General features: G+C 61.1%; 14 protein-coding genes and 3 tRNA genes. 7 read left to right on the top strand and 10 right to left on the bottom strand.

Annotated features, from left to right (window positions below):
* Window positions 1-4 precede the first annotated feature (4 nt).
* The gene (gene xni / locus ACSBQV_RS21120; protein WP_099783505.1) at window positions 5-763 is read left to right on the top strand and encodes a flap endonuclease Xni; all 759 of its coding nucleotides are present in this window, start codon (window positions 5-7) and stop codon (window positions 761-763) included.
* A gap of 39 nt (window positions 764-802) precedes the next feature.
* Here xni and rlmM read toward each other — a convergent pair whose 3' ends face one another.
* The 4 genes from rlmM to ACSBQV_RS21100 form a co-directional block, all read right to left on the bottom strand.
* Window positions 803-1,906: a 23S rRNA (cytidine(2498)-2'-O)-methyltransferase RlmM gene (gene rlmM / locus ACSBQV_RS21115; RefSeq protein WP_019455735.1), complete on the bottom strand. Its 1,104-nt coding sequence runs from the start codon at window positions 1,904-1,906 to the stop codon at window positions 803-805.
* Complete coding sequence (locus tag ACSBQV_RS21110; protein WP_004931896.1) at window positions 1,899-2,294, bottom strand: DUF423 domain-containing protein; 396 nt, start codon at window positions 2,292-2,294, stop codon at window positions 1,899-1,901. Before ACSBQV_RS21110 ends, rlmM begins: the two co-directional genes overlap by 8 nt.
* 51 nt (window positions 2,295-2,345) lie before the next feature.
* On the bottom strand, window positions 2,346-3,263 hold the full coding sequence (locus tag ACSBQV_RS21105) for a transcriptional regulator GcvA (RefSeq protein ID WP_004931894.1): 918 nt from the start codon (window positions 3,261-3,263) through the stop codon (window positions 2,346-2,348).
* A 385-nt stretch (window positions 3,264-3,648) separates the two neighbouring features.
* Window positions 3,649-3,873 carry a YgdI/YgdR family lipoprotein gene (locus tag ACSBQV_RS21100; RefSeq protein ID WP_025304050.1) on the bottom strand — a complete coding sequence of 75 codons (225 nt, stop codon included), beginning with the start codon at window positions 3,871-3,873 and terminating at the stop codon, window positions 3,649-3,651.
* A gap of 196 nt (window positions 3,874-4,069) precedes the next feature.
* Here ACSBQV_RS21100 and csdA point away from each other — a divergent pair, with 196 nt between their 5' ends.
* Together csdA and csdE are read left to right on the top strand one after the other, a co-directional pair.
* The gene (csdA, locus tag ACSBQV_RS21095) at window positions 4,070-5,275 is read left to right on the top strand and encodes a cysteine desulfurase CsdA (protein WP_099783503.1); all 1,206 of its coding nucleotides are present in this window, start codon (window positions 4,070-4,072) and stop codon (window positions 5,273-5,275) included.
* A gap of 19 nt (window positions 5,276-5,294) precedes the next feature.
* Entirely contained in the window at window positions 5,295-5,729 is a 435-nt protein-coding gene (gene csdE / locus ACSBQV_RS21090) for a cysteine desulfurase sulfur acceptor subunit CsdE (protein ID WP_033652490.1), read from the top strand.
* Here csdE and tcdA read toward each other — a convergent pair.
* On the bottom strand, window positions 5,720-6,526 hold the full coding sequence (gene tcdA / locus ACSBQV_RS21085; RefSeq protein WP_004931886.1) for a tRNA cyclic N6-threonylcarbamoyladenosine(37) synthase TcdA: 807 nt from the start codon (window positions 6,524-6,526) through the stop codon (window positions 5,720-5,722). The genes csdE and tcdA overlap by 10 nt on opposite strands.
* A gap of 84 nt (window positions 6,527-6,610) precedes the next feature.
* Window positions 6,611-7,747, bottom strand: coding sequence for a murein transglycosylase A (gene mltA, locus ACSBQV_RS21080; RefSeq protein ID WP_099783501.1), 1,137 nt, complete (start codon window positions 7,745-7,747; stop codon window positions 6,611-6,613).
* Window positions 7,748-7,963: 216 nt separating this feature from the next.
* Between mltA and ACSBQV_RS21075 the strand changes: the two genes are divergently transcribed.
* From ACSBQV_RS21075 to ACSBQV_RS21065, 3 genes are all read left to right on the top strand, one after another.
* Window positions 7,964-8,040, top strand: a tRNA-Met gene (locus ACSBQV_RS21075).
* 58 nt (window positions 8,041-8,098) lie between these two features.
* Window positions 8,099-8,175, top strand: a tRNA-Met gene (locus ACSBQV_RS21070).
* A 65-nt stretch (window positions 8,176-8,240) separates the two neighbouring features.
* Window positions 8,241-8,317: transfer RNA gene (locus ACSBQV_RS21065), tRNA-Met, on the top strand.
* A gap of 90 nt (window positions 8,318-8,407) precedes the next feature.
* On the opposite strand, the gene amiC is transcribed toward ACSBQV_RS21065, so the two are convergent.
* Window positions 8,408-9,661, bottom strand: a complete 1,254-nt coding sequence (amiC, locus tag ACSBQV_RS21060) for an N-acetylmuramoyl-L-alanine amidase AmiC (RefSeq protein WP_099783499.1) — start codon at window positions 9,659-9,661, stop codon at window positions 8,408-8,410.
* A 239-nt stretch (window positions 9,662-9,900) separates the two neighbouring features.
* Here amiC and argA point away from each other — a divergent pair, with 239 nt between their 5' ends.
* Entirely contained in the window at window positions 9,901-11,226 is a 1,326-nt protein-coding gene (gene argA, locus ACSBQV_RS21055; protein ID WP_015378910.1) for an amino-acid N-acetyltransferase, read from the top strand.
* A 38-nt stretch (window positions 11,227-11,264) separates the two neighbouring features.
* Here argA and recD read toward each other — a convergent pair whose 3' ends face one another.
* The 3 genes from recD to ptrA are packed head-to-tail and all read right to left on the bottom strand — an operon-like array spanning window position 11,265 to window position 19,548.
* Window positions 11,265-13,115, bottom strand: a complete 1,851-nt coding sequence (gene recD, locus ACSBQV_RS21050) for an exodeoxyribonuclease V subunit alpha (protein WP_099783497.1) — start codon at window positions 13,113-13,115, stop codon at window positions 11,265-11,267.
* On the bottom strand, window positions 13,112-16,663 hold the full coding sequence (gene recB / locus ACSBQV_RS21045; protein WP_099783495.1) for an exodeoxyribonuclease V subunit beta: 3,552 nt from the start codon (window positions 16,661-16,663) through the stop codon (window positions 13,112-13,114). Before recB ends, recD begins: the two co-directional genes overlap by 4 nt.
* Entirely contained in the window at window positions 16,660-19,548 is a 2,889-nt protein-coding gene (gene ptrA / locus ACSBQV_RS21040; protein ID WP_099783493.1) for a pitrilysin, read from the bottom strand. Before ptrA ends, recB begins: the two co-directional genes overlap by 4 nt.
* Window positions 19,549-19,684: the final 136 nt, after the last annotated feature.

The raw sequence follows: 19,684 nt of genomic DNA, 5'->3' as shown, positions 1-19,684 counted from the left end.
GCCCATGATGATACACCTACTGATTGTCGACGCCCTGAACCTCATCCGCCGCATTCACGCCGTACAGGGCTCCCCTTGCGTCAACGCCTGCCGCCACGCGCTGCAGCAGTTGCTTCAGCACAGCCGCCCGACCCACGCGGTGGCGGTATTTGACGAGGACGACCGCAGCGAAAGCTGGCGCCACCAAATTCTGCCGGACTACAAGGCCGGGCGCTCGCCGATGCCGGAAAACCTGCAACAGGAGATGCCGCAGCTGCGTGAGGCCTTCGCCGAACTGGGCGTCGCCAGCTGGCATTCACCCGGCAACGAGGCAGACGATCTGGCGGCCACGCTGGCGGCGAAGGTCGCCGACGGCGGCCACCAGGTGACCATCGTCTCCACCGACAAAGGCTATTGCCAGCTGCTGGCGCCGAACGTACAGATCCGCGATTACTTCCAGAAACGCTGGTTGGATATGCCTTTCGTGCAGCAGGAATTCGGCGTGCAGCCGCAGCAACTGCCGGACTACTGGGGGTTAGCGGGGATCGGCAGCAGCAAGATCCCCGGCGTGGCCGGCATCGGGCCGAAAACCGCCGTGCTGCTGTTGCAGCAGTCGGGCAGTCTGGACGGGATCTATCAGCACCTGGAGCAGGTGCCGGAGAAATGGCGCGGCAAGCTGGAGCAGCACCGCGAGCTGGCCTACATCAGCAAACACGTCGCCATGCTGCGCACCGATCTGTCGCTGGACGGCAACCTGCAGCAGCTGCGCCTGCCAATACAATAAGGGCGCTGCAAGCAGCGCCCTTTATCAGGTTTAACGCGATTAATCGCGCTCGTCGCGGCGGCCCGGCACCGCCGACCACATGCGGCGCACGTGTACGGTGATCTCTTCGCGGTCGTGATACAGCTGCTTGGCATGCACTTCAACGCTGATGCCGGCAGCGCCCAGCGCTTCGCGGATGCTCATCAGGTTTTGCGACACTTCCTCATAGCGCTTTTTCATCGGCAGTTTGAGGTTAAAGATCGCTTCGCGGCACCAGCCTTTCACCAGCCACTGAATCATCAGGCTGGTCACCTTCGCCGGTTTCTCCACCATGTCGCACACCAGCCAGTAGATCTTGCTGCTGTTCGGCTCGAACTTGAAGCCGTCGGCGCGGTGATGCGTTACCTGGCCGGTTTCCATCAGGCTCGGCGCCATCGGGCCGTTATCCACCGAATGCACCATCATGCTGCGTTTCACCAGCTGATAGGTCCAGCCGCCTGGGCAAGCGCCCAGATCGACCGCGTGCATGCCGCTGGCCAGGCGTTCGTCCCATTCGTCGGCGGGGATGAACACATGGAACGCTTCTTCCAGCTTCAGCGTCGAACGGCTCGGCGCATCGGCCGGGAAGCGCAGACGCGGAATGCCCATGTAGAACGGCGAGTTGTTGTTGCTGTAGGAGTAACCGACGTAACAGCAGCCCGGCGCGATGAAGAACACGTGCACCACCGGGCGAGTCGGGTTCTCGCGCGCCATCAGCACCTTCTGCTCACGCATCGCGGCGCGCAGCGGCACCGTCAGCTTGCGGCAGAATTTCATCAGCTCTTTGCTTTCGTTGGTGTCCGGCACTTCCACCCGCAGCTCGCCGCCGCGATCAACCACGCCGATCAGCATGCCGACGATCGGCGATACCCGATCTTCCGGCGGCAGATCGCGCAGCAGCTCACCCACTACGATCATTTGGCGGGCGAAAATCAGTTCGCGGAACGGAATCTCCCGCGCCAGGCGGTCTGCATCGTCCGGCTGATAGCATTCGAACAACACGTAACCGCTGTGCTCTTTTACCCGCGCAAAGCCGTAAATCTCCAGCTGGGCGGCTTTATCGGTGATCTCCGCCGCACACTCTTTTTCGAAGCCGGGGCGGCAGTACAACGCAATCTTATTCATGGCGCTCGGCCTTTTTCCTCAGACGCAAAGCGCCAATCAACATCAATATCCAGCCGATCAAGAAGCACACGCCGCCAACCGGCGTGATATATACCCAGACCTTCAGGTGCGACAGCGCCAGACAATAGAGGCTGCCGCTGAACAACACGGTGCCGAACGCCAACAGCGCTCCGCTCCAGTAAAACCACAGGCTCACGCGGCGCTGCATCGCGACCGCCAGCGCCAGGATGGCCAGGGTGTGGAACCCCTGATACTCCAGCCCGGTGCGGATCCAGGCCATTTCGTTGGCGCCCAGCGTACCGCTTAACACATGCGCGCCGAATGCGCCCAGCGCGACAAACACAAAGCCGCTGATAGCGGCGAAAACCAGCATGGAACGGCTGCTCATCGTGATCTATCCCATTAAAAGTCACCGGCCGCGGCAAGGCGGCGGCCGGCCTTATTGTTCGTAGCGGAAGCGAAACTTCTCTTGTTCGCTGGCGGCACGCGCCAGGATCCACTGCCGGAAGGCGGCTATTTTACCCAGTTCTGCCTGGCTGTCATGACATACCAGATAAAAAGCATTTTTACTGACCAACACATCGTTGAACGGGCACACCAGACGACCGGCTTCAATCTCGGTTTGCGCCATCACGTTGTTCACCAGCGCCACGCCCTGACCGTGCACCGCCGCCTGCACCACCATGGCGCTGTGGCTGAAGATTGGCCCCTGCTGCACGTTAATGTGCTGCAACCCCAGCTGGCGCGTATAGGCCAGCCAGTCGCGACGTGAAACGTCATGCAGTAGCGTATGATAAGCCAGATCGTCTGCGGTTTTCAGCGGATGATCGCCGGTCAGCAGGCTCGGCGAACAAACCGGCAGCAAATATTCCGCATACAGGCGCTCGGCGCGCAGCCCCGGCCAATTGCCGCGGCCATAGAAAATCGCCACGTCGACGTCGTCCGCCAGCTTGTCCTCTTCACGGTCCACCGCCTGGATGCGCACGTCGATGCCCGGATAAGCTGAGTTAAAGCCGGACAGACGCGGCACCAGCCACTGAATGGCGAAGCTCGGCGGCAAACTGACGGTCAATGCCCCCTTGGCGCTGCGCGCCTGCAGCTTGCGCGTCGCCTCATTGATCGAAGAGAAGATCTCCTTGATATCAAGGTAGTAACTTTGCCCCTCTTCGGTCAGCAGCAGCGAGCGATTGCGCCGGCGAAACAGCTTCAGCCCGAGGAAGTCCTCCAGCGACTTGATCTGGTGGCTCACCGCGGCCTGAGTCACGAACAGCTCTTCCGCCGCCTTGGTGAAACTCAGGTGGCGAGCGGCCGCATCGAACACGCGCAGCGCATTGAGGGGAGGTAAGCGTTTAGACATTAAATTAGCTACTTTTGTGTAACATTAATCCGAATGATTCGGCGCCGAAAATCGGGCGGCTTTGTGTGGCAAGCCATGGACAAACGCTAACGGCGCATTGCCATTAGTTTTTTTAATCCGAGCCATTATAATTTGTCCGTTGAGGATGCGCCAGCAAATACCTATAGTGGCGGCACTTCCCGGGCCGGAACGAAAAGGGAGTGGGTGTCGAGGACGCCGATGAACTTTTGGCTTGTGGTTGTGATGTTGTGTTTGCAAATTGTCCGGCGATTCCGGACATGGTAGCTAGGCTACTGTTTTTTCACTTCCTGTACATTTACCCTGTCTGTCCATAGTGATTTTATGCAGCACCGCAAAACTTGCGGTGCTTTTTTTTACCTGACGGTTACTGGTTGCTTTCAACCATCTCTTTCACATCGGCGCGGTTGATCTGCTGTTCGACGCCGTTGGCGTCTTTATAGCTGATCATGCCGGTATCGTTATCCACTTTAGGCTTGCCGTCAGCGACAATGGTGCGTCCGTCATTGGTATGCATCACGTAGTTGCTGGAACAGGCGGCCAGGGTGAACGTAAGCATCAGGGCAGAGAGAACTGCGGCTGTTTTCTTCATTGAGGACTCCTTTGTAGTTTTAAATGCTGATAAATACCTTTTATGTGTATAGATGCGATTAATAAGCGCACGTTTAATAGCATAACAAACTTTCCCAATTTTGCCAGGCGATAAGTCCTAATCGGCGCGAACGCTTGTCTCCGGCGGCAAAATAGGACAGGATCACCCATCGACTCAAGCCAGTGACAATCAGGGTATGACGCCTTTTAACCCCAGCCTTTTTCGCCAACAGTTTCCCGCGCTCGCGCAGGACGGCATCTATCTGGACAGCGCCGCCACCGCGTTGAAACCGCAGGCGGTGATCGACGCCACGCAGCAGTTTTATCGCGACGACGCCGCCACCGTGCACCGCAGCCAGCATCGGGCGGCGCAGGATCTGACCGCCCGTTTCGAACAGGCGCGCGGCCAGGTCGCGCAACTGATCCATGCGCCGTCGGCCGACGACATCGTCTGGACGCGCGGCACCACCGAGGCGATCAACCTGGTGGCGCAGAGTCATCTGCGTCCGCGTCTGCAGCCGGGGGATGAAATTCTGGTGAGCGAAGCGGAACACCACGCCAACCTGATCCCCTGGCTGATGGTGGCGGATCAAACCGGCGCCCGGGTAGTGAAACTGCCTATCGGCGCCGACCGGCTGCCGGACCTGGCGCAGCTCCCCGCCCTGCTCAACGATAGAACCCGCCTGTTGGCGCTGGGGCAAATGTCCAATGTCACCGGCGGCTGCCCGGATCTGGCGCCGGCGATCGCGCTGGCCCATGCCGCCGGCGCGCGCGTGATGATCGACGGCGCACAGGGCGTGGTTCACGATCCGGCCGACGTACAGCGGCTCGATATCGATTTCTACGCCTTCTCCGGCCACAAACTGTATGGCCCGACCGGCATCGGCGCGCTGTACGGCAAATCCGAGCTGCTGGCGCAGATGGCACCGTGGCAAGGAGGGGGAAAGATGTTGACCCAGGCGTCGTTCGACGGTTTTATCCCGCAAAAACCGCCGCACTGCTTCGAGGCCGGCACGCCGAACATCGCCGGCGTGCTGGGGTTGGCCGCCGCGCTCACCTGGCTTCGCGAACAGGACATGGCGGCGGCGGAGCGCTACAGTCGCGAGCTGGCGGATCGGGCAGAACAGCGGTTGGCGCAGCTGCCGGGCTTTCGCAGCTTCCGCAGTTCCGGTTCCAGCCTGCTGGCGTTCGATATCGCCGGCGTACACCACAGCGACATCGTCACGCTGCTGGCGGAGCAAGGCATTGCGCTGCGCGCCGGCCAGCACTGCGCGCAGCCGCTGATGGCGGCGTTAGGCGTCAGCGGCACGTTGCGCGCGTCGTTCGCCCCCTACAATACTCAACAGGACGTCGATACGCTGGTCAGCGCGTTGACCCACTCCCTCGACCTGCTGGCCGACTGACTTGATTCCCGGAGACGCTATGCTCGCCCCCCATCCTTTTGGCCGAGAGATCACCGCCGAAGCGTTGATCGCCACCTTCAGCGCGCTGAAACAGTGGGAAGACCGCTACCGCCAACTGATTATGCTCGCAAAACGGCTGCCGCCGCTGCCGGAGGCCTTGCGCAGTGAAGAAATGGCGTTGAGCGGGTGTGAAAACCGCGTCTGGTTGGGGCACCAGTTGCTGGAAGACGGCACGCTGCACTTTTATGGCGACAGCGAAGGCCGCATCGTGCGTGGCCTGTTGGCGGTGCTGCTGACCGAAGTGGAAGGGAAAACGCCGCAGCAGATCGCCGAATTGGATCCGCTGGCGCTGTTCGACCGCCTGGCGCTGCGCGCTCAGCTGAGCGCCACTCGCGCCAGCGGGCTGGCGGCGTTGGCCGCCGCCGTGCAGGCGATCGCCGCCCGTTACGCCTGACGCGCCGCCTTCGCCACCATCTTTTTCAGCGCATGCGACACGGCGACGAAGCCAAAGGTGGCGGTGACCATGGTCGCCGCGCCGAAACCTGCGCTGCAATCCATTCTTTTCGGCCCTTCCGCCGTACTGCGCGAAGCGCATACCGAACCGTCCGGCTGCGGATAAACCAGCGGCTCGCTGGAAAAGACGCAGTCGATGCCCAGCTTGCCCTTGCCGTTTTTCACCACGTTAAAATCGTGCTTCAGCCGCTCGCGCAGCTTGGCGGCCAGCGGATCCTGAATGGTTTTCGCCAGATCGGCCACTTCGATCTTGGTCGGGTCAATCTGCCCGCCGGCGCCGCCGGTAGTCACCACCGGGATCTTGAAGCGGCGGCAGTATGACAGCAGCGCCGCCTTCGGCCGCACGCTGTCGATCGCGTCGATGACGTAGCTGAAGTTATGGTCCAGCAACTCGGCGACATTGTCCGGGGTGATGAAATCGTCGATGCAGGTCACCCGGCATTCCGGATTGATCGCCAGGATACGCTCCGCCATCACCTCGGTTTTCGATTGCCCGACGTGCTGGCGCAGCGCGTGGATCTGGCGGTTGGTATTGGTGACGCAAACATCATCCATGTCGATCAGGGTGATGGCGCCGATGCCGGTGCGCGCCAGTGCCTCAGCCGCCCAGGAACCCACGCCGCCGATTCCGATCACGCAGACGTGCGCCTGCGCGAACACCGCCAGCGCCTGCTGGCCGTACAACCGCGCCGTGCCGCCGAAACGCTGCAGATAGGCTTCCGAATAAGCTGTGCTCATAACGCTTTAATTACCTTCGTAATGCAAATGATAAGGGCCGGAAAATCCGGCCCTTGCGGGTCACTCTTTTCACGCCGTATGCGTTTAGCGGGTGGCCAGCAACGAACCGCCGCGGTTTGACTGATTGGCGCTGAACAGCTGGCCACCGCCGTTGTTCTTCAGCACCCAGACGCGGCCATAGTGGTTGTAGTACCCCGCCGAGTGGCCGGCTTCCGGCCCGATGCCCTGATACATGTCAAAATGCTGGCCCTTGATGGCGCCGCCCACGTCGAGCGCGACCATCAGACGCATCTCGTATTTTCCCGTGAATTTACCCTTGTTGTCCAGCAGCGGCACTTCAGCCAGCAGCGTGGTGCCCGCCGGGATCAGCGAACGGTCGGAGGCCACCGAGGCTTTGGCGATCAGCGGCACCGCGCTGGCGCCTTTCACTGGCGCAAAAGCTTCCGGGCGGAAGAACACGAACGACGGGTTCTGCTCCAGCAGCTCGCGCACCTCTGCAGCGCTGTGGGTATCCGCCCACTGACGGATCGCCTGCATCGACATGTCCGCCTTGGCCACCTCGCCGCGATCGATCAGCACCTTGCCGATGCTGCGATAGGCGTGGCCGTTCTTGCCGCCGTAGCCGAAGAACACCAGCGGCTGGCCGTTGCCGTAGTCGACATAGCCGCTACCCTGGACTTCCATCATGAAGTTGTCCATCAGCGAGTTGGTGTAAGCGATGATATAGCGATCGTCGAGCGCGCCGGAATAGATGCCCGCGCGATCCGGCAAGCGGCCCCTGCCCTTCGGCGGCATGCGGTACAGCGGATAGCGGAACTCGCCCTGTTGGGTATAGCGCGCCTGCACCACCGGCGTATAGTAGCCGGTAAACTGCACGTTGCCGTAATTGTCGACGCCTTCCATCTGGTAAGCGCTGAGGCCGTACTGGCTCAGCATGCGCGTGTCGGCGCCAGACGCCATCCAGTTTTGCACCGCCTGATAGGTGCTGTTGTTGCGGTTAAACAGCGAAGGCGACGCGTACTTGATCTCCATCAGCTGATCCGAGTAGTCCTTGGCGTTGACCGGCGAACCTTTGGCGTTGGGCTGATTGACCAGCTCCAGCGATTGATCCAGACGGCCATCTTTATATTGCTGACCCCGATCGGTCGGCTTGGACGAACAGCCCCCCAACACCGCCACCATCAACCCGCCCAGCAGGTATTTGCCCCAACGTCCTTTCATCGCGCACACTCTCAAACTGATATGATCTACCGGCTGAACGATAACAAACGCTCATTGATAAAGGAATCGCTGCAAATAAAAAAAGCCGCACGGAGGATGGTGATGAAAAAGAAGGCAAATTGCGGGCAAATTCAGCAGAAAAACGGGTTTAGGCCAATAAAATGCAAAAAGGGTTTGCAACAAAACGCATGGAGAGTATAGTGCGCATCCATCGGACGCGGGGTGGAGCAGCCTGGTAGCTCGTCGGGCTCATAACCCGAAGGTCGTCGGTTCAAATCCGGCCCCCGCAACCAACCGATGCCGCAGTGGCGGTATTTTGCGTTTGGGTTCGATAACAAAGTATTACACGGACGCGGGGTGGAGCAGCCTGGTAGCTCGTCGGGCTCATAACCCGAAGGTCGTCGGTTCAAATCCGGCCCCCGCAACCAACCGAATGCCGTACCAGCGGCATAACATGAACGGTGGTTTCGTCGTAATACCGCATCAAGACGGACGCGGGGTGGAGCAGCCTGGTAGCTCGTCGGGCTCATAACCCGAAGGTCGTCGGTTCAAATCCGGCCCCCGCAACCAACTCTTGATGACAACAGATAAGCACCCTGACGGGTGTTTTTTTGTATCTGCAATCCGCAAAAACAGCCGGACTTGCGCCCGGCCCTGCCGCTATCGGCTCGCCAACGCGCCGCCGTTGGCGAAATAAGCCTTGATGCCCGCCAGAATCGACTCCGCCACCTGCTGCTGGAAATGGCTGGTGCGCAGCTTGCGCTCCTCTTCAATATTGCTGATAAACGCCGTTTCCACCAGGATCGACGGGATATCCGGCGCCTTCAACACCGCAAAACCGGCCTGATCGACGCGATTCTTGTGCAACCGGTTGATTTTACCCATCCGGTTCAACACTTCCTTGCCGAACTTCAGGCTATCGTTGATGGTTGCGGTCTGGATCAAATCGAACATGGTGTGGTCGAGATAGCGGTCGCCGCTCTTGCTGACGCCGCCGATTTGGTCCGAGGCGTTCTGCGTCTGCGCCAGGAACTTGGCCGCCGAGCTGGTGGCGCCTTTGGTGGACAACGCGAACACCGATGACCCGCGCGCGGCGCGGCTGGTGAAGGCATCGGCGTGAATCGAAACGAACAAATCGGCGCGTTGCTTGCGCGCCTTGGCGACGCGCACCTTGAGCGGGATAAACACGTCTTCATTGCGCGTCATGAACGCCTTCATGTTCGGCTCGCGCTTGATCATGGCGCTCAGCTTGCGAGCAATCTGCAGCACGATGTCTTTCTCGCGCGTCTTATACTTGCCGATCGCACCGGGATCTTCGCCCCCGTGGCCAGGATCCAGCATGATGACGATCGGCCGATCGCGCCCCGCCTTGCCGGCCTGCGGCGCTTCGGGCGGCAGCGTGCGCTCCAGATCGCCTTTGTTGTAATCTTCCAGTAACGCCAGTAACGGATCATACTCCTCGCCGCCGCTGCCGCCCTTGGTCGGGTAGAGATCCATCACCAGACGGTTGCGATACTCCGGCACCGGCGCCAACGAGAACATGTGCGGGCTGACGCTTTGCTTGAGCTCCAGCACCAGCCGCACGGTATTCTGATCGAACTGGCCGACGCGCGCCTGCTTGAGATAAGGATCGTCGGCACGCACCTGCCCGGCGATGCCCTTCAGCACGCTGTTGAGATGCACGCCTTCGATATCCACCACCACGCGATCGGGATTGGTCAGGGCGAACTGCTTGTATTTCAGTTCGACGTTGGATTCCAGCGTGACGCGGGTATAAGTGGAGGACGGCCAGACGCGCACGGCAATCACGTGCGATGACGCGGCGAAGCCCGTGCGACTCACACTCAGCAACCAGCTGGCGGCAACGCCCTGTAATAAACGACGGCGGCCCAGATTGTGATTAGCGTTTGGCATGCGGCTCCGGCAGTAATAACTGTTTACAACAGATGAAAAAAACACCAATGACTTGGGAATGCCGAAAACTTTAACCAATCATTCCAGCCCTGTCATCAGAAAATCTTTTTATGGTTTTTCAATTTATTAACGATTTAGCGCCCTTAGCTCGCTCTTCATGACGATTTCCCACTTGCCATTGGCGCAATAAAAGAATAAAAATACAAAAATATCGTATAAATATGCAAAGAGGTTTGCCCGTGAAGGAACGTAGTACAGAGCTGGTGCAAGGATTCCGTCACTCCGTCCCCTATATCAACGCCCACCGCGGCAAGACGTTTGTCATCATGCTCGGTGGGGAAGCCATCGAACACGAGAATTTTTCCAACATCGTCAATGATATCGGGCTGCTGCATAGCCTGGGCATTCGCCTGGTGGTGGTTTACGGCGCACGGCCGCAGATCGACGCCAATCTGGCGCAGCACAACTATGAACCGATCTATCACAAGCATACGCGCGTGACCGACGCCCATACGCTTGAGTTAGTCAAGCAGGCTGCCGGTTTATTGCAGCTGGACATCACCGCCCGGCTGTCGATGAGCCTCAACAACACGCCGCTGCAGGGCGCGCACATTAACGTGGTCAGCGGCAACTTCATCATCGCGCAGCCACTGGGCGTCGATGACGGCATCGACTACTGCCACAGCGGCCGCATTCGCCGCATCGATGAAGAAGCGATCCATCGTCAGCTCGACAGCAACGCCATCGTGCTGATCGGCCCGGTCGCCGTCTCGGTGACCGGCGAGAGCTTCAACCTGACTTCGGAGGAAGTCGCGACTCAGCTGGCGATCAAACTGAAAGCGGAAAAAATGATCGGTTTCTGCTCCTCGCAGGGCGTGACCGACGCGGAAGGCAACATCCTTTCCGAGCTGTTCCCCAACGACGCGCAAAAGCGTCTTGAAGAGCTGGAGGAAGGCGGTGATTACCATTCCGGCACCGTGCGCTTCCTGCGCGGCGCGGTGAAAGGCTGCCGCAGCGGCGTGCGCCGCAGCCACCTGATCAGCTATCAGGAGGACGGCGCGCTGGTGCAAGAACTGTTCTCACGCGACGGCATCGGCACCCAAATCGTGATGGAGAGCGCCGAACAGGTGCGCCGGGCGACGATCAACGACATCGGCGGTATTCTGGAGCTCATCCGGCCGCTCGAACAGCAGGGTATTCTGGTGCGCCGTTCGCGTGAACAGCTGGAAATGGAGATCGACAAGTTCACCATTATCGAACGCGATAACCTGACCATCGCCTGCGCGGCGCTGTACCCGTTCCCGGAGGAAAAAATCGGCGAGATGGCCTGCGTGGCGGTGCATCCCGATTACCGCAGCTCTTCGCGCGGCGAGATGCTGCTGCAGCGGGTAGAAAATCAGGCGCGGCAGATGGGATTGAAGAAGCTGTTCGTGCTGACCACCCGCAGCATCCACTGGTTTCAGGAGCGTGGTTTCACCCCGGCGGAGGTCGACGTGCTGCCGATGCAGAAACAGGCGTTGTACAACTACCAACGCCGCTCCAAAATTCTGCTGGCGGATCTGTAATCCCTGTGGGCGCGGCCGCTACCGCGCCCCTTCATCGCTTATTCCGTCGTCTGCAGCCGTTCAGCCAATCCGCTGCGACGCTGGGTCGGCGTGCGAATGGCCCGCAGCAGCACCGCGTCCGTGGCGTACAGCGAGAGCTGCTGACGCGCACGGGTGATCGCGGTATAGACCAGTTCACGCGTCAGCACCGGCAAGAAATGGTTCGGCAACACCAGAACCGTATGCTCAAACTCCGATCCCTGGGACTTGTGCACCGTCATGGCGTAAGCGGTTTCATGCGCCGGCAAACGGCTCGGCTGCACCGACTTGATGCTGCCGTCCGGCAGTTGAAAATGCACGCGCAGCTCGCCGCGCTCATCCGGCAGAGTAATGCCGATATCCCCATTGAATAACCCCAGCGCGCTGTCGTTGCGGCCGATCATCACCGGCCGCCCCCGATACCAGCGGCCGAGCACGCCCGGTTTGCGGTCGATCAGGCCGGCGCGCTGCAGCCCGAGTTCAATACGTTCATTCAGGCCGGCAACGCCGAACGGCCCTTCACGCAGCGCGCACAGCACCTGGAAGCGGCTAAAGGCGGCCAGCACCGCCGCCGCATCCGCGCCTTCGGCAGTCAGCCGCAGATAGTCGCGATAGCCCGCCACGCACGCGTCCAGCAGCGCCTGATACTCTTCGCTCGTCGCCAGCGCATAGCCCGCGACATCGCCGAAACGGCCGTTTAATGCCGCCAGCGCGCGATCCCCCGCACCGGCGTTGACCGCCAACGCCAGTTGACCGATGCCGGAACGGGCGTCGAAGCGATAGCTCTTACGCAACAGGCACAGGCTGTCGCGCACCGCCGCTTGCGCTTCGGCCCGCTGCCCAGCGATCGAACAACCGGTCAGGCGGCTCAGCTCTGCGGCGCGCGCCTCGCTGTATCCCTGCTCGGCAAAACGGCAAATATCCCCCAACACCGCACCGGCCTCTACCGAAGCCAGCTGATCGCGGTCGCCGAGGAAAATTACCCGGGCCCGATCGGGCAACGCCGCAATCAGGCGCGCCATCATCGGCAGATCGACCATCGAGGCCTCATCCACCACCAACACATCCAAATGCAGACGGTTACCGCGGTGATAGCGCATGCGCTGACTGTTGGGTTGCGCCCCCAACAGACGGTGCAACGTCGCCGCCTCCGTGGGAAACAACGCCTGCTGCGCCGGGGTCAACGCCAGCTGACGGCTGGCGCTGCCAAGCGACTCCGTCAGGCGCGCCGCCGCCTTGCCGGTTGGCGCCGCCAGCTGAATCCGCAAGCGCGCGCTTTCATCCAACTGCACCAGCGCCGCCAGCAGTTTAGCGACGGTGGTGGTTTTACCGGTGCCCGGTCCGCCGGAAATCACCGCGATGCGCCGCGTGGCAGCCACCGCAGCGGCGATCTTCTGCCAGTCGGGTTCATCGCTCGCCGCGCCGAACAAGCGGTCGAGAATGGCGCGCAACGCCTCCTCCGGCACCGTCAGCGATTCACCTTCACCGCCGATAAACGCCGCCACTTCACCTTCGTTTTGCCACATGCGTTGCAGATATAAGCGCTGCCCACGCAGCACCAGCGGCGTAGCGCCGCTGCCGTCCCCAACCGCCGCGCTGCTCGCCAGGCGCTGCTGCCAACGTGCGCTATCCGGTCGCCCGGCCGCCTCCCACAGCGCCAGCGCCAGCGCCGGTTGGCGCCCTTCAAACAGCGTGTCCGCCTGCAGCTGCTCCAGCATCAGGCAAACATGCCCCGCCCCCGCCTCTGCGCTCAGACAGGCGGCGGCCAGTAAAATATCAGGCTCGTCTTCGCTCGCCACCACGCGGGCGAACTGCACGTCCAGCGGGCGCAGCGCGCCAAGCGCCACCGCCTGCTCCAGCAGTGCGATCATGATTTTTCCTCCGTCGCCGCAGCTTCGCCGCTGAACAAGCTATCCATTCCCGCCACCAGCTCAAACGCGGGGAGACAGGTGAAAATGCCGTTGCCCGGGTGCGCCGCATCCACGCCGCGCAGGAACAGATAAATCACCCCGCCGAAATGGCGCCGGTAATCATAATCCGGCAACCGATGGCGCAAATAACGATGCAACGCCAGCGTATACAGCTGGTATTGCAGATCATAACGATGCTCCGCCATCGCCTGCTCCATCGCCGGCCGGGTATAGGCGCAGCTGTCCTCCCCCAGCCAGTTGGACTTGTAGTCCAGCAGGTAGTATTTGCCTTGCCAGCAGAACACCAGGTCGATAAAGCCTTTCAGCATGCCCTGCACCTGATGGAAATCCAGCGCCGGGCAGCGGGCGGAAAGCGGATCGTAACGCTTCACCAGAGCATCGAGCTCCTTCGCCTGCAACAGCCGGTTAATCGGTAAATAGAACTGCAGCTCTGCCTGCTTATGCTGCGGCGTCAGCGCCGCCAACGTCACGCCGCTGTCATCGAGCGGCGTATTGAGCAGCACCTGCATCCACGCCAGCAGTATCGGTTGCCAGTGTTCGGCAAACCCTTGCTGCTGCAGCTGTTCCAGCAGCCACTGTTCGTCGAGCGGCTGGGTGAAGTCCAGCGTTTCAAACAGGCTGTGCAGGAAGGTGCCGGGCGTTGCGCCGCGCGGGAAGGTATGCGGTGTAAGCGCTGGCTCACTTTCTTCCCCGCGCTCACCGGCCGCGTCGACATCCAGACGCGGCAGCAGATCCTGCATCAGGCTCGCGCCGTGCTGTTGCAAACCGGTATAGCTGGTCACCCGCCAAAAATCCTGGATCCGCCGGGTAAAGCTTTTCGCCGCCAACGCTTCGGCCAGCGACGCCTGGGGTTGCCAGGGTTCTGCATCCGGCGGTTCAACCAGCGACAGCGCGATACCGCCACCCACCAATTGCTGCAGCCGCTCCTGCAGATACACGGCGTCGCCGGGCTGCCCGCCCTGCACCAGATAGCCCAATGCGCTGCGGTGCAGGTCGGTATCGCCCTGTTTCTTGCGCGTGCCCTGGAACAGCGGCGCAATGCCGATACTGCAGTGGTACACCGAGCGGGTCAGCGCCACATACAGCAGACGCAGATCCTCCGCCAACCGCTCCTCCTCCGCCCAGGCCTGGCTCTCTTCATTGGCGTCGAGGTCCAGCAACGCCTGGAAACTGTGGCGATCGTGATACAGCGCCTGCTGCTGCTGGCGGAAGTTGCCGACGAACGGCAGCCACACCAGATCGAACTCCAGCCCCTTGGACTTGTGGATCGTGATCACCTGCACCAGATGCCGGTCGCTCTCCAGCCGCAGTTGCTGATTGTCGGACTGGCGATTAGGCTGAGCGATCTGCTGCGCCAGCCAGCGCACCAGCGCATGCTCGCTGTCGAGCTGCGCCGCCGCTTCTTGCAACAGCTCCCCCAGATGCAGCACGTCGGTCAAGCGACGCTCGCCGCCGGCGCTGGCCAGCAGGTTCTCCGCCAATTGGCGCGTTTTCATCACCTCGCTCAGCATCGGCAACACGCCGCGGCGCAGCCAGAGCGTGCGGTAATTGTCGAATTCATTAACCAGCGCGTCCCAGGCGCGCTCATCGCGGCTCAAGCCGTCCAGCGTCGGCGCGTCCAGCCCCATCAGCCCGGTGGCCATGGCGCTGCGCAGCGTGCGCTCCTGCTCCGGCGCCAACACCGCCTGCAGCAACCACAGCAGGTCTTTGGCCTCCGGGGTGTCAAACACGCTGTCGCGGTTGGACAGGTAGACCGACGGAATAGACAGCGCGCTGAGCGCATCGCGCACCAACGCCGCCTCGTTGCGGCTGCGCACCAGCACCGTGATATCAGAGGCTTGCACCGGCCGTGACGCCTTGCCGCTCTGCAGCCGCGCCAGGCCCTGCTGCCCGGCGCTGAGCCAGTCGCGAATTTGCGTGGCGCACAGGCGCGCCATCAGCTGTTGGTAATCACTTACACCCGCGCCTTCCCCCTGCTGCAGCCAGAACTGCATCGCCGGCTGGGGCTTGCCGTGCAATTCAAACGCCAGCCCTTGGTTCTTTTCCGCCGCGTTAACCTCAATAAAGGGAATTTGGCCGAACAGGAAAGGTTTTTCTACCTGAGAAAACAGGTGATTGACGCTGGCGACCATCGACGGCGACGAGCGCCAGTTGGTCTCCAGCGTATAGTGGGCGCTCACCTCTGAACGCGCGCGCATGTAGGTGAAGATGTCGGCGCCGCGAAAGGCGTAAATCGCCTGCTTGGGATCGCCGATCAGCAGCAGGCCGCAATCAGGCCGGCCGACGTAAAGTTTTTGGAAAATACGGTATTGCTGCGGATCGGTATCCTGGAATTCATCGATCATCGCCACCGGATAGCGCTGGCGGATCGCCTGCGCCAACTGTTCGCCGCCGCCGCTTTGCAGGGCGCTGTCCAAACGGCTGAGCAGGTCGTCAAACCCCAGCTCGGCGCGCTGGCGCTTTTCCTGCTGAATGGAGGTGCGGATCTCGCTGAGCGCGCGCGCCATGATCAGGTCGCGCAGCGTCAAGGGTTCATCGAACAGTTCGTCTATCGCCGTGAACAGCGCATGACGCGGCGGCTCGCCCTTCTTGGTCTTATCCAGCAGCACCGACTGGCGAAACTTGTCCAGCTCCTTCGGCAGTTGGTAATCCTGGGTCTCCTGCCCGCTCCATTCGCCGACCTTGTTCAGCCAGTTCGGCAGGTGTTTGCTGCTGTAGCTGCGCTTATCGACGCCGGACTGGGCGATTAACGCCTCAAGATCGCCCGCCGCCGCCCGCCATTGCGCCTTGATGGCGTCGATGCGCGCGACAATCTGCTCGTGGCGCATCAGGACGGTTTCTTCGTCCTTCGGCGGCCGCCGCAGCGCCGGCGCTTCACCGTGCAGATAACCGGAAAGGTCGGCCAGCAACGCTTCCGGGCCGCTCCACTCCTGGCTGACCGCACGCGCCACGCCCAGCGGCAACGGATAGCAATGACGCCGCCAGAAATCGGCGCAGGCCTGCCGCCGCAGCGGCAGTTCGTCCTGTACCAGCGTTTGTTCAAACAGCATGCCGGACTCGAAGGCGTTGTGGGTCAACATCCGTTGGCAAAAACCGTGGATAGTGTAAATCGCCGCTTCGTCCATCTGCCGCTCCGCCGCCAGCAGCTGCGCAGCGGCGTCAGACAAATCGTCAATTTCTTCCATCAGCGCCGAAAACAGCGGGTTAGCGCTGATGCCGCGCACGCAGGCGATGCGCAGCCCGTGGATATTGTCGCGGATACGCCCGCGCAGCTCCTCGGTGGCGGCCTCGGTAAAGGTCACCACCAGGATTTCTTCGACCGTCAACGGGCGGGGAAACGCCGCCTCCCCCCCCAACCCCAGCAACAAGCGCAGGTACAGCGCGCCGATGGTAAAAGTTTTGCCGGTGCCCGCCGACGCCTCGATCAGGCGTTCGCCAAACAGCGGCAGCGTCAGCGGTTCTAGCCTCTGCGGGGCGACTTCCGTCATGGCGTCGCCACTTTGCGCGGCAGGATCTGCTGCAATGCCGACGCGTTCGGATAGGTGACCCAATCCTTAGGCGCCGCGTAATCCGCTTTGTCCTGCCCGCTGCCGCTGACCTGCGACAACACCGCCAGCCCCTGCGGCTGGATCACTGCCTGGTGGAAATAATCCGCCAGTTTGGTCGGCGTCAGCTGTTGCACCTGCGCGATCAGCTTCTGGCGGGTATCAAAGGCGAAGTTGCCGCGATCGAAATCATTGGCGAACCGGCTGGCCTCCTCGCTGAGGGTTTGCGGCCGCTGTTTGAGTTCGTTGATCAGCGCCTGTTTGTACTGCTCAAAATCGGCCTCGCTCATTTCACGCAGGCGTTTCTCGGTTTTCGGATAGAAATCCTGATAGCGCTGGTACAGGTAGGCCGGCTGTTTGCTGTTGCTCTGCAACAGGAAGCCTACGCCCCACTGGCGGCCCACCGACATCGGGAAGGCAAAGACCGCATACCCCAATTGTTCCTGAGTGCGCAGCTGGCTGTAGAACCACGGCTGAATAATCTGCCCCAACAGCGAGCTATAGGCCATGCCGGTCACTTCGTCGTAACCGGTCGGTACGTAGACCGCCGCCAGCGCCGAGTCGGTGCTGCTGCCTACCTGTTGCAGGTTGGCCAGCTGATTCTTGTCCACCACCACGTCTTCACCGTGCCACCACTCAATACCGGTACAGCCCAGACGGTGCTTCAGCGTCGACGCCAGCGTATCGACCTGTTGCTTGCTCATGTTGCCCACCACCAGCAGCTCCGGCGTGGCCTCGGCCAGCAGGCTGTCGCGATACGCCAGCACGTCTTTCAGCGTCAGCGTTTTCAGCACTTCGCGGCGCTCGCTGCGTTCGGAATACGGCACGCGGGAAACCATCTGCACCGGCTGAATGGCCAGTTCAAACGCCTTGCCCTTCTCGGCGGCGTCCAACTGCTCCAGGTACCAGGACTTGGCCTGCGCCAGCTGATCTTCCGTCGGCGTGAAGCTGGAATAGCCCTCGATCAGCGCCGTCAGCAACTGCGGCAGGCGCTGGGTAAAGCCGTTGGCGTTAAACATCAGGCCGTTGTTCGGCGACGTCGAGAAACTCAACCCGCCGACCGACGCCTGATAGCTCAGCTGATCCAGCGCCAGGCCGGCCAGATAATCCGTCAGCGAGAACAGCACCTGGTTGCGCGCGGAATCCATGGTCTTGGCGTTGCGGAAAGCGACGGTGACGTCGGCCTTCGGCTCATCGGCGAAGTAACGGCTCGGCATATACAGCACGCGCAGGCCGGGCTTATCCACTACCATTTCCGGCTTTTTGAATTCATGCGACGGTTTGGTCAGGGTGAAATCATCCGGAATGTACGGGTTGAGCGCCGGCAATGACAGGGAAATGCCGCTGCCCAACTGCTGCCACTGCGTAAAGCGCTGTGGCGTGATTTTGTCGACCTGGTAAGGAGCATTGACGAAATAGGCCGTCTTGTTGTGCGGCTCATCGGGGCTGACGAACCAGATGCGCGCATTTTGCGGCGTCATGGCGTCCAGACGTTCAGCGATCGCCTTAGGATCATAGCGATCGGCCAGGTAAGGCGCATCCAGCGCATGCTCAACCGGCACGCGCAGCATAGTGTCCACCAGCCATTCGATGTAGTCCATGTCGCGCGTGATCGACGGATAGCGGAAGTCCAGGTTCAGAACATGCGAGATTTCGTCGAAGTAACTCTGCTTGATACCTTCGCTGCGCAGCATTTTCAGGTAGTTGAAAATGGCGGCGACGACTTGGTCGCGCTGGGCCAAGCCTTTGTCAGTCAGCGAGACGCTGATGGCGAAGACGCCGCCGTTGCGATCCACCATCGGATCGGCACCGGCATTGATGGCGTCCGCCAATCCCTGCTTCTGCAACCAGTCGGACAGGGTATTTTTACTGCGGTTGCCGATCAGGTAACCGATGTAGGTATCGGTTTTGCTGCGAAACGCGGCGCTGTTGTTATCGATGCGGAACTCAACCTTCAGCTGCTTGCGCGGCTGCGCCGGCACATAGTGAATGATGATGCCCTGCTGCTCCGGCGTGACGGCCGGTACGGTGATCGGCGGCACGCTGGCGTCATGATTCGGCACGCGACCAAAGGTTTTTGCGGCAATGTCAGCCAGCTGCGGCAGCGGCTGATTGCCGTACAGCACCCCCATCATCAGATTGGCGGAGTAGTAGCGCTTATAGAACCCCGTCAGCTCATCGTGCAACTTGCTGCCCGGCTTGTCTTTCAGCGTGTCCAGATTACCGCCGGAGAAGCGCGCGCTCGGGTGCGCCGGGTTGAGGGTTTCCGCACCGACCTGCGCCATACGCATGCCGTCGCGCGAACGCGCCATCGTCAATTCTGAATTCACCGCGTTGCGCTCGCGATCGGCATTGCCCGGATCCAGCAGCGGCTCCGCAATAGCGTCGGCCATGCGATCGACCGCCGGCTCCAGCGCGTCATTCTCCACTTCCAGATAGAAGGCAGTGCGATAAGAAGCCGTGCTGGCGTTGTGGCTGCCGCCGTGCTTTTTCAGGAATTCGGACAGGTTTTCCGGCTCGGGATAACGTTTGGAGCCCATCAGCACCATATGTTCCAGATAGTGCGCCAAGCCCAGTTGGCTGTTCGGATCTTCGAGCGACCCGACCGGCAATGCCAGCGCCGCCAGCGATTTCGGCGCCTGGACATCGGACACCAGCAGCACCGTCATGCCGTTAGCCAACTTGATCGCCTCGTACTGACGCGGATCGTGCTCGCTCTTGTTGATCTTCTCCGCCAGCGGTTGCCATCCTTGTGCGGCCCAGCTCAACGGCGCCCAACACATAGCCAATAATACCAGCCCGGTGATGCGGGCCAACTGTCTGCGCATATCCAAAATAAACCCCTATTCTGACATCGCCACGCCCACTCCCTGACGCTGGCGACGTACATCAAAACCACATAACCAAATCTGTACTCGCCGGGTTCTTCGCCAATGTGGCGCCCCAAACGCGGCGGGTATATGC

Origin of the sequence: Serratia sp. B501 (genome assembly GCF_051172315.1) — a bacterium.
GTDB lineage: Bacteria > Pseudomonadota > Gammaproteobacteria > Enterobacterales > Enterobacteriaceae > Serratia > Serratia ureilytica.
The sequence above is the reverse complement of the archived record's forward strand: the minus strand, read 5'-3'. Positions and strand labels throughout refer to the sequence as shown.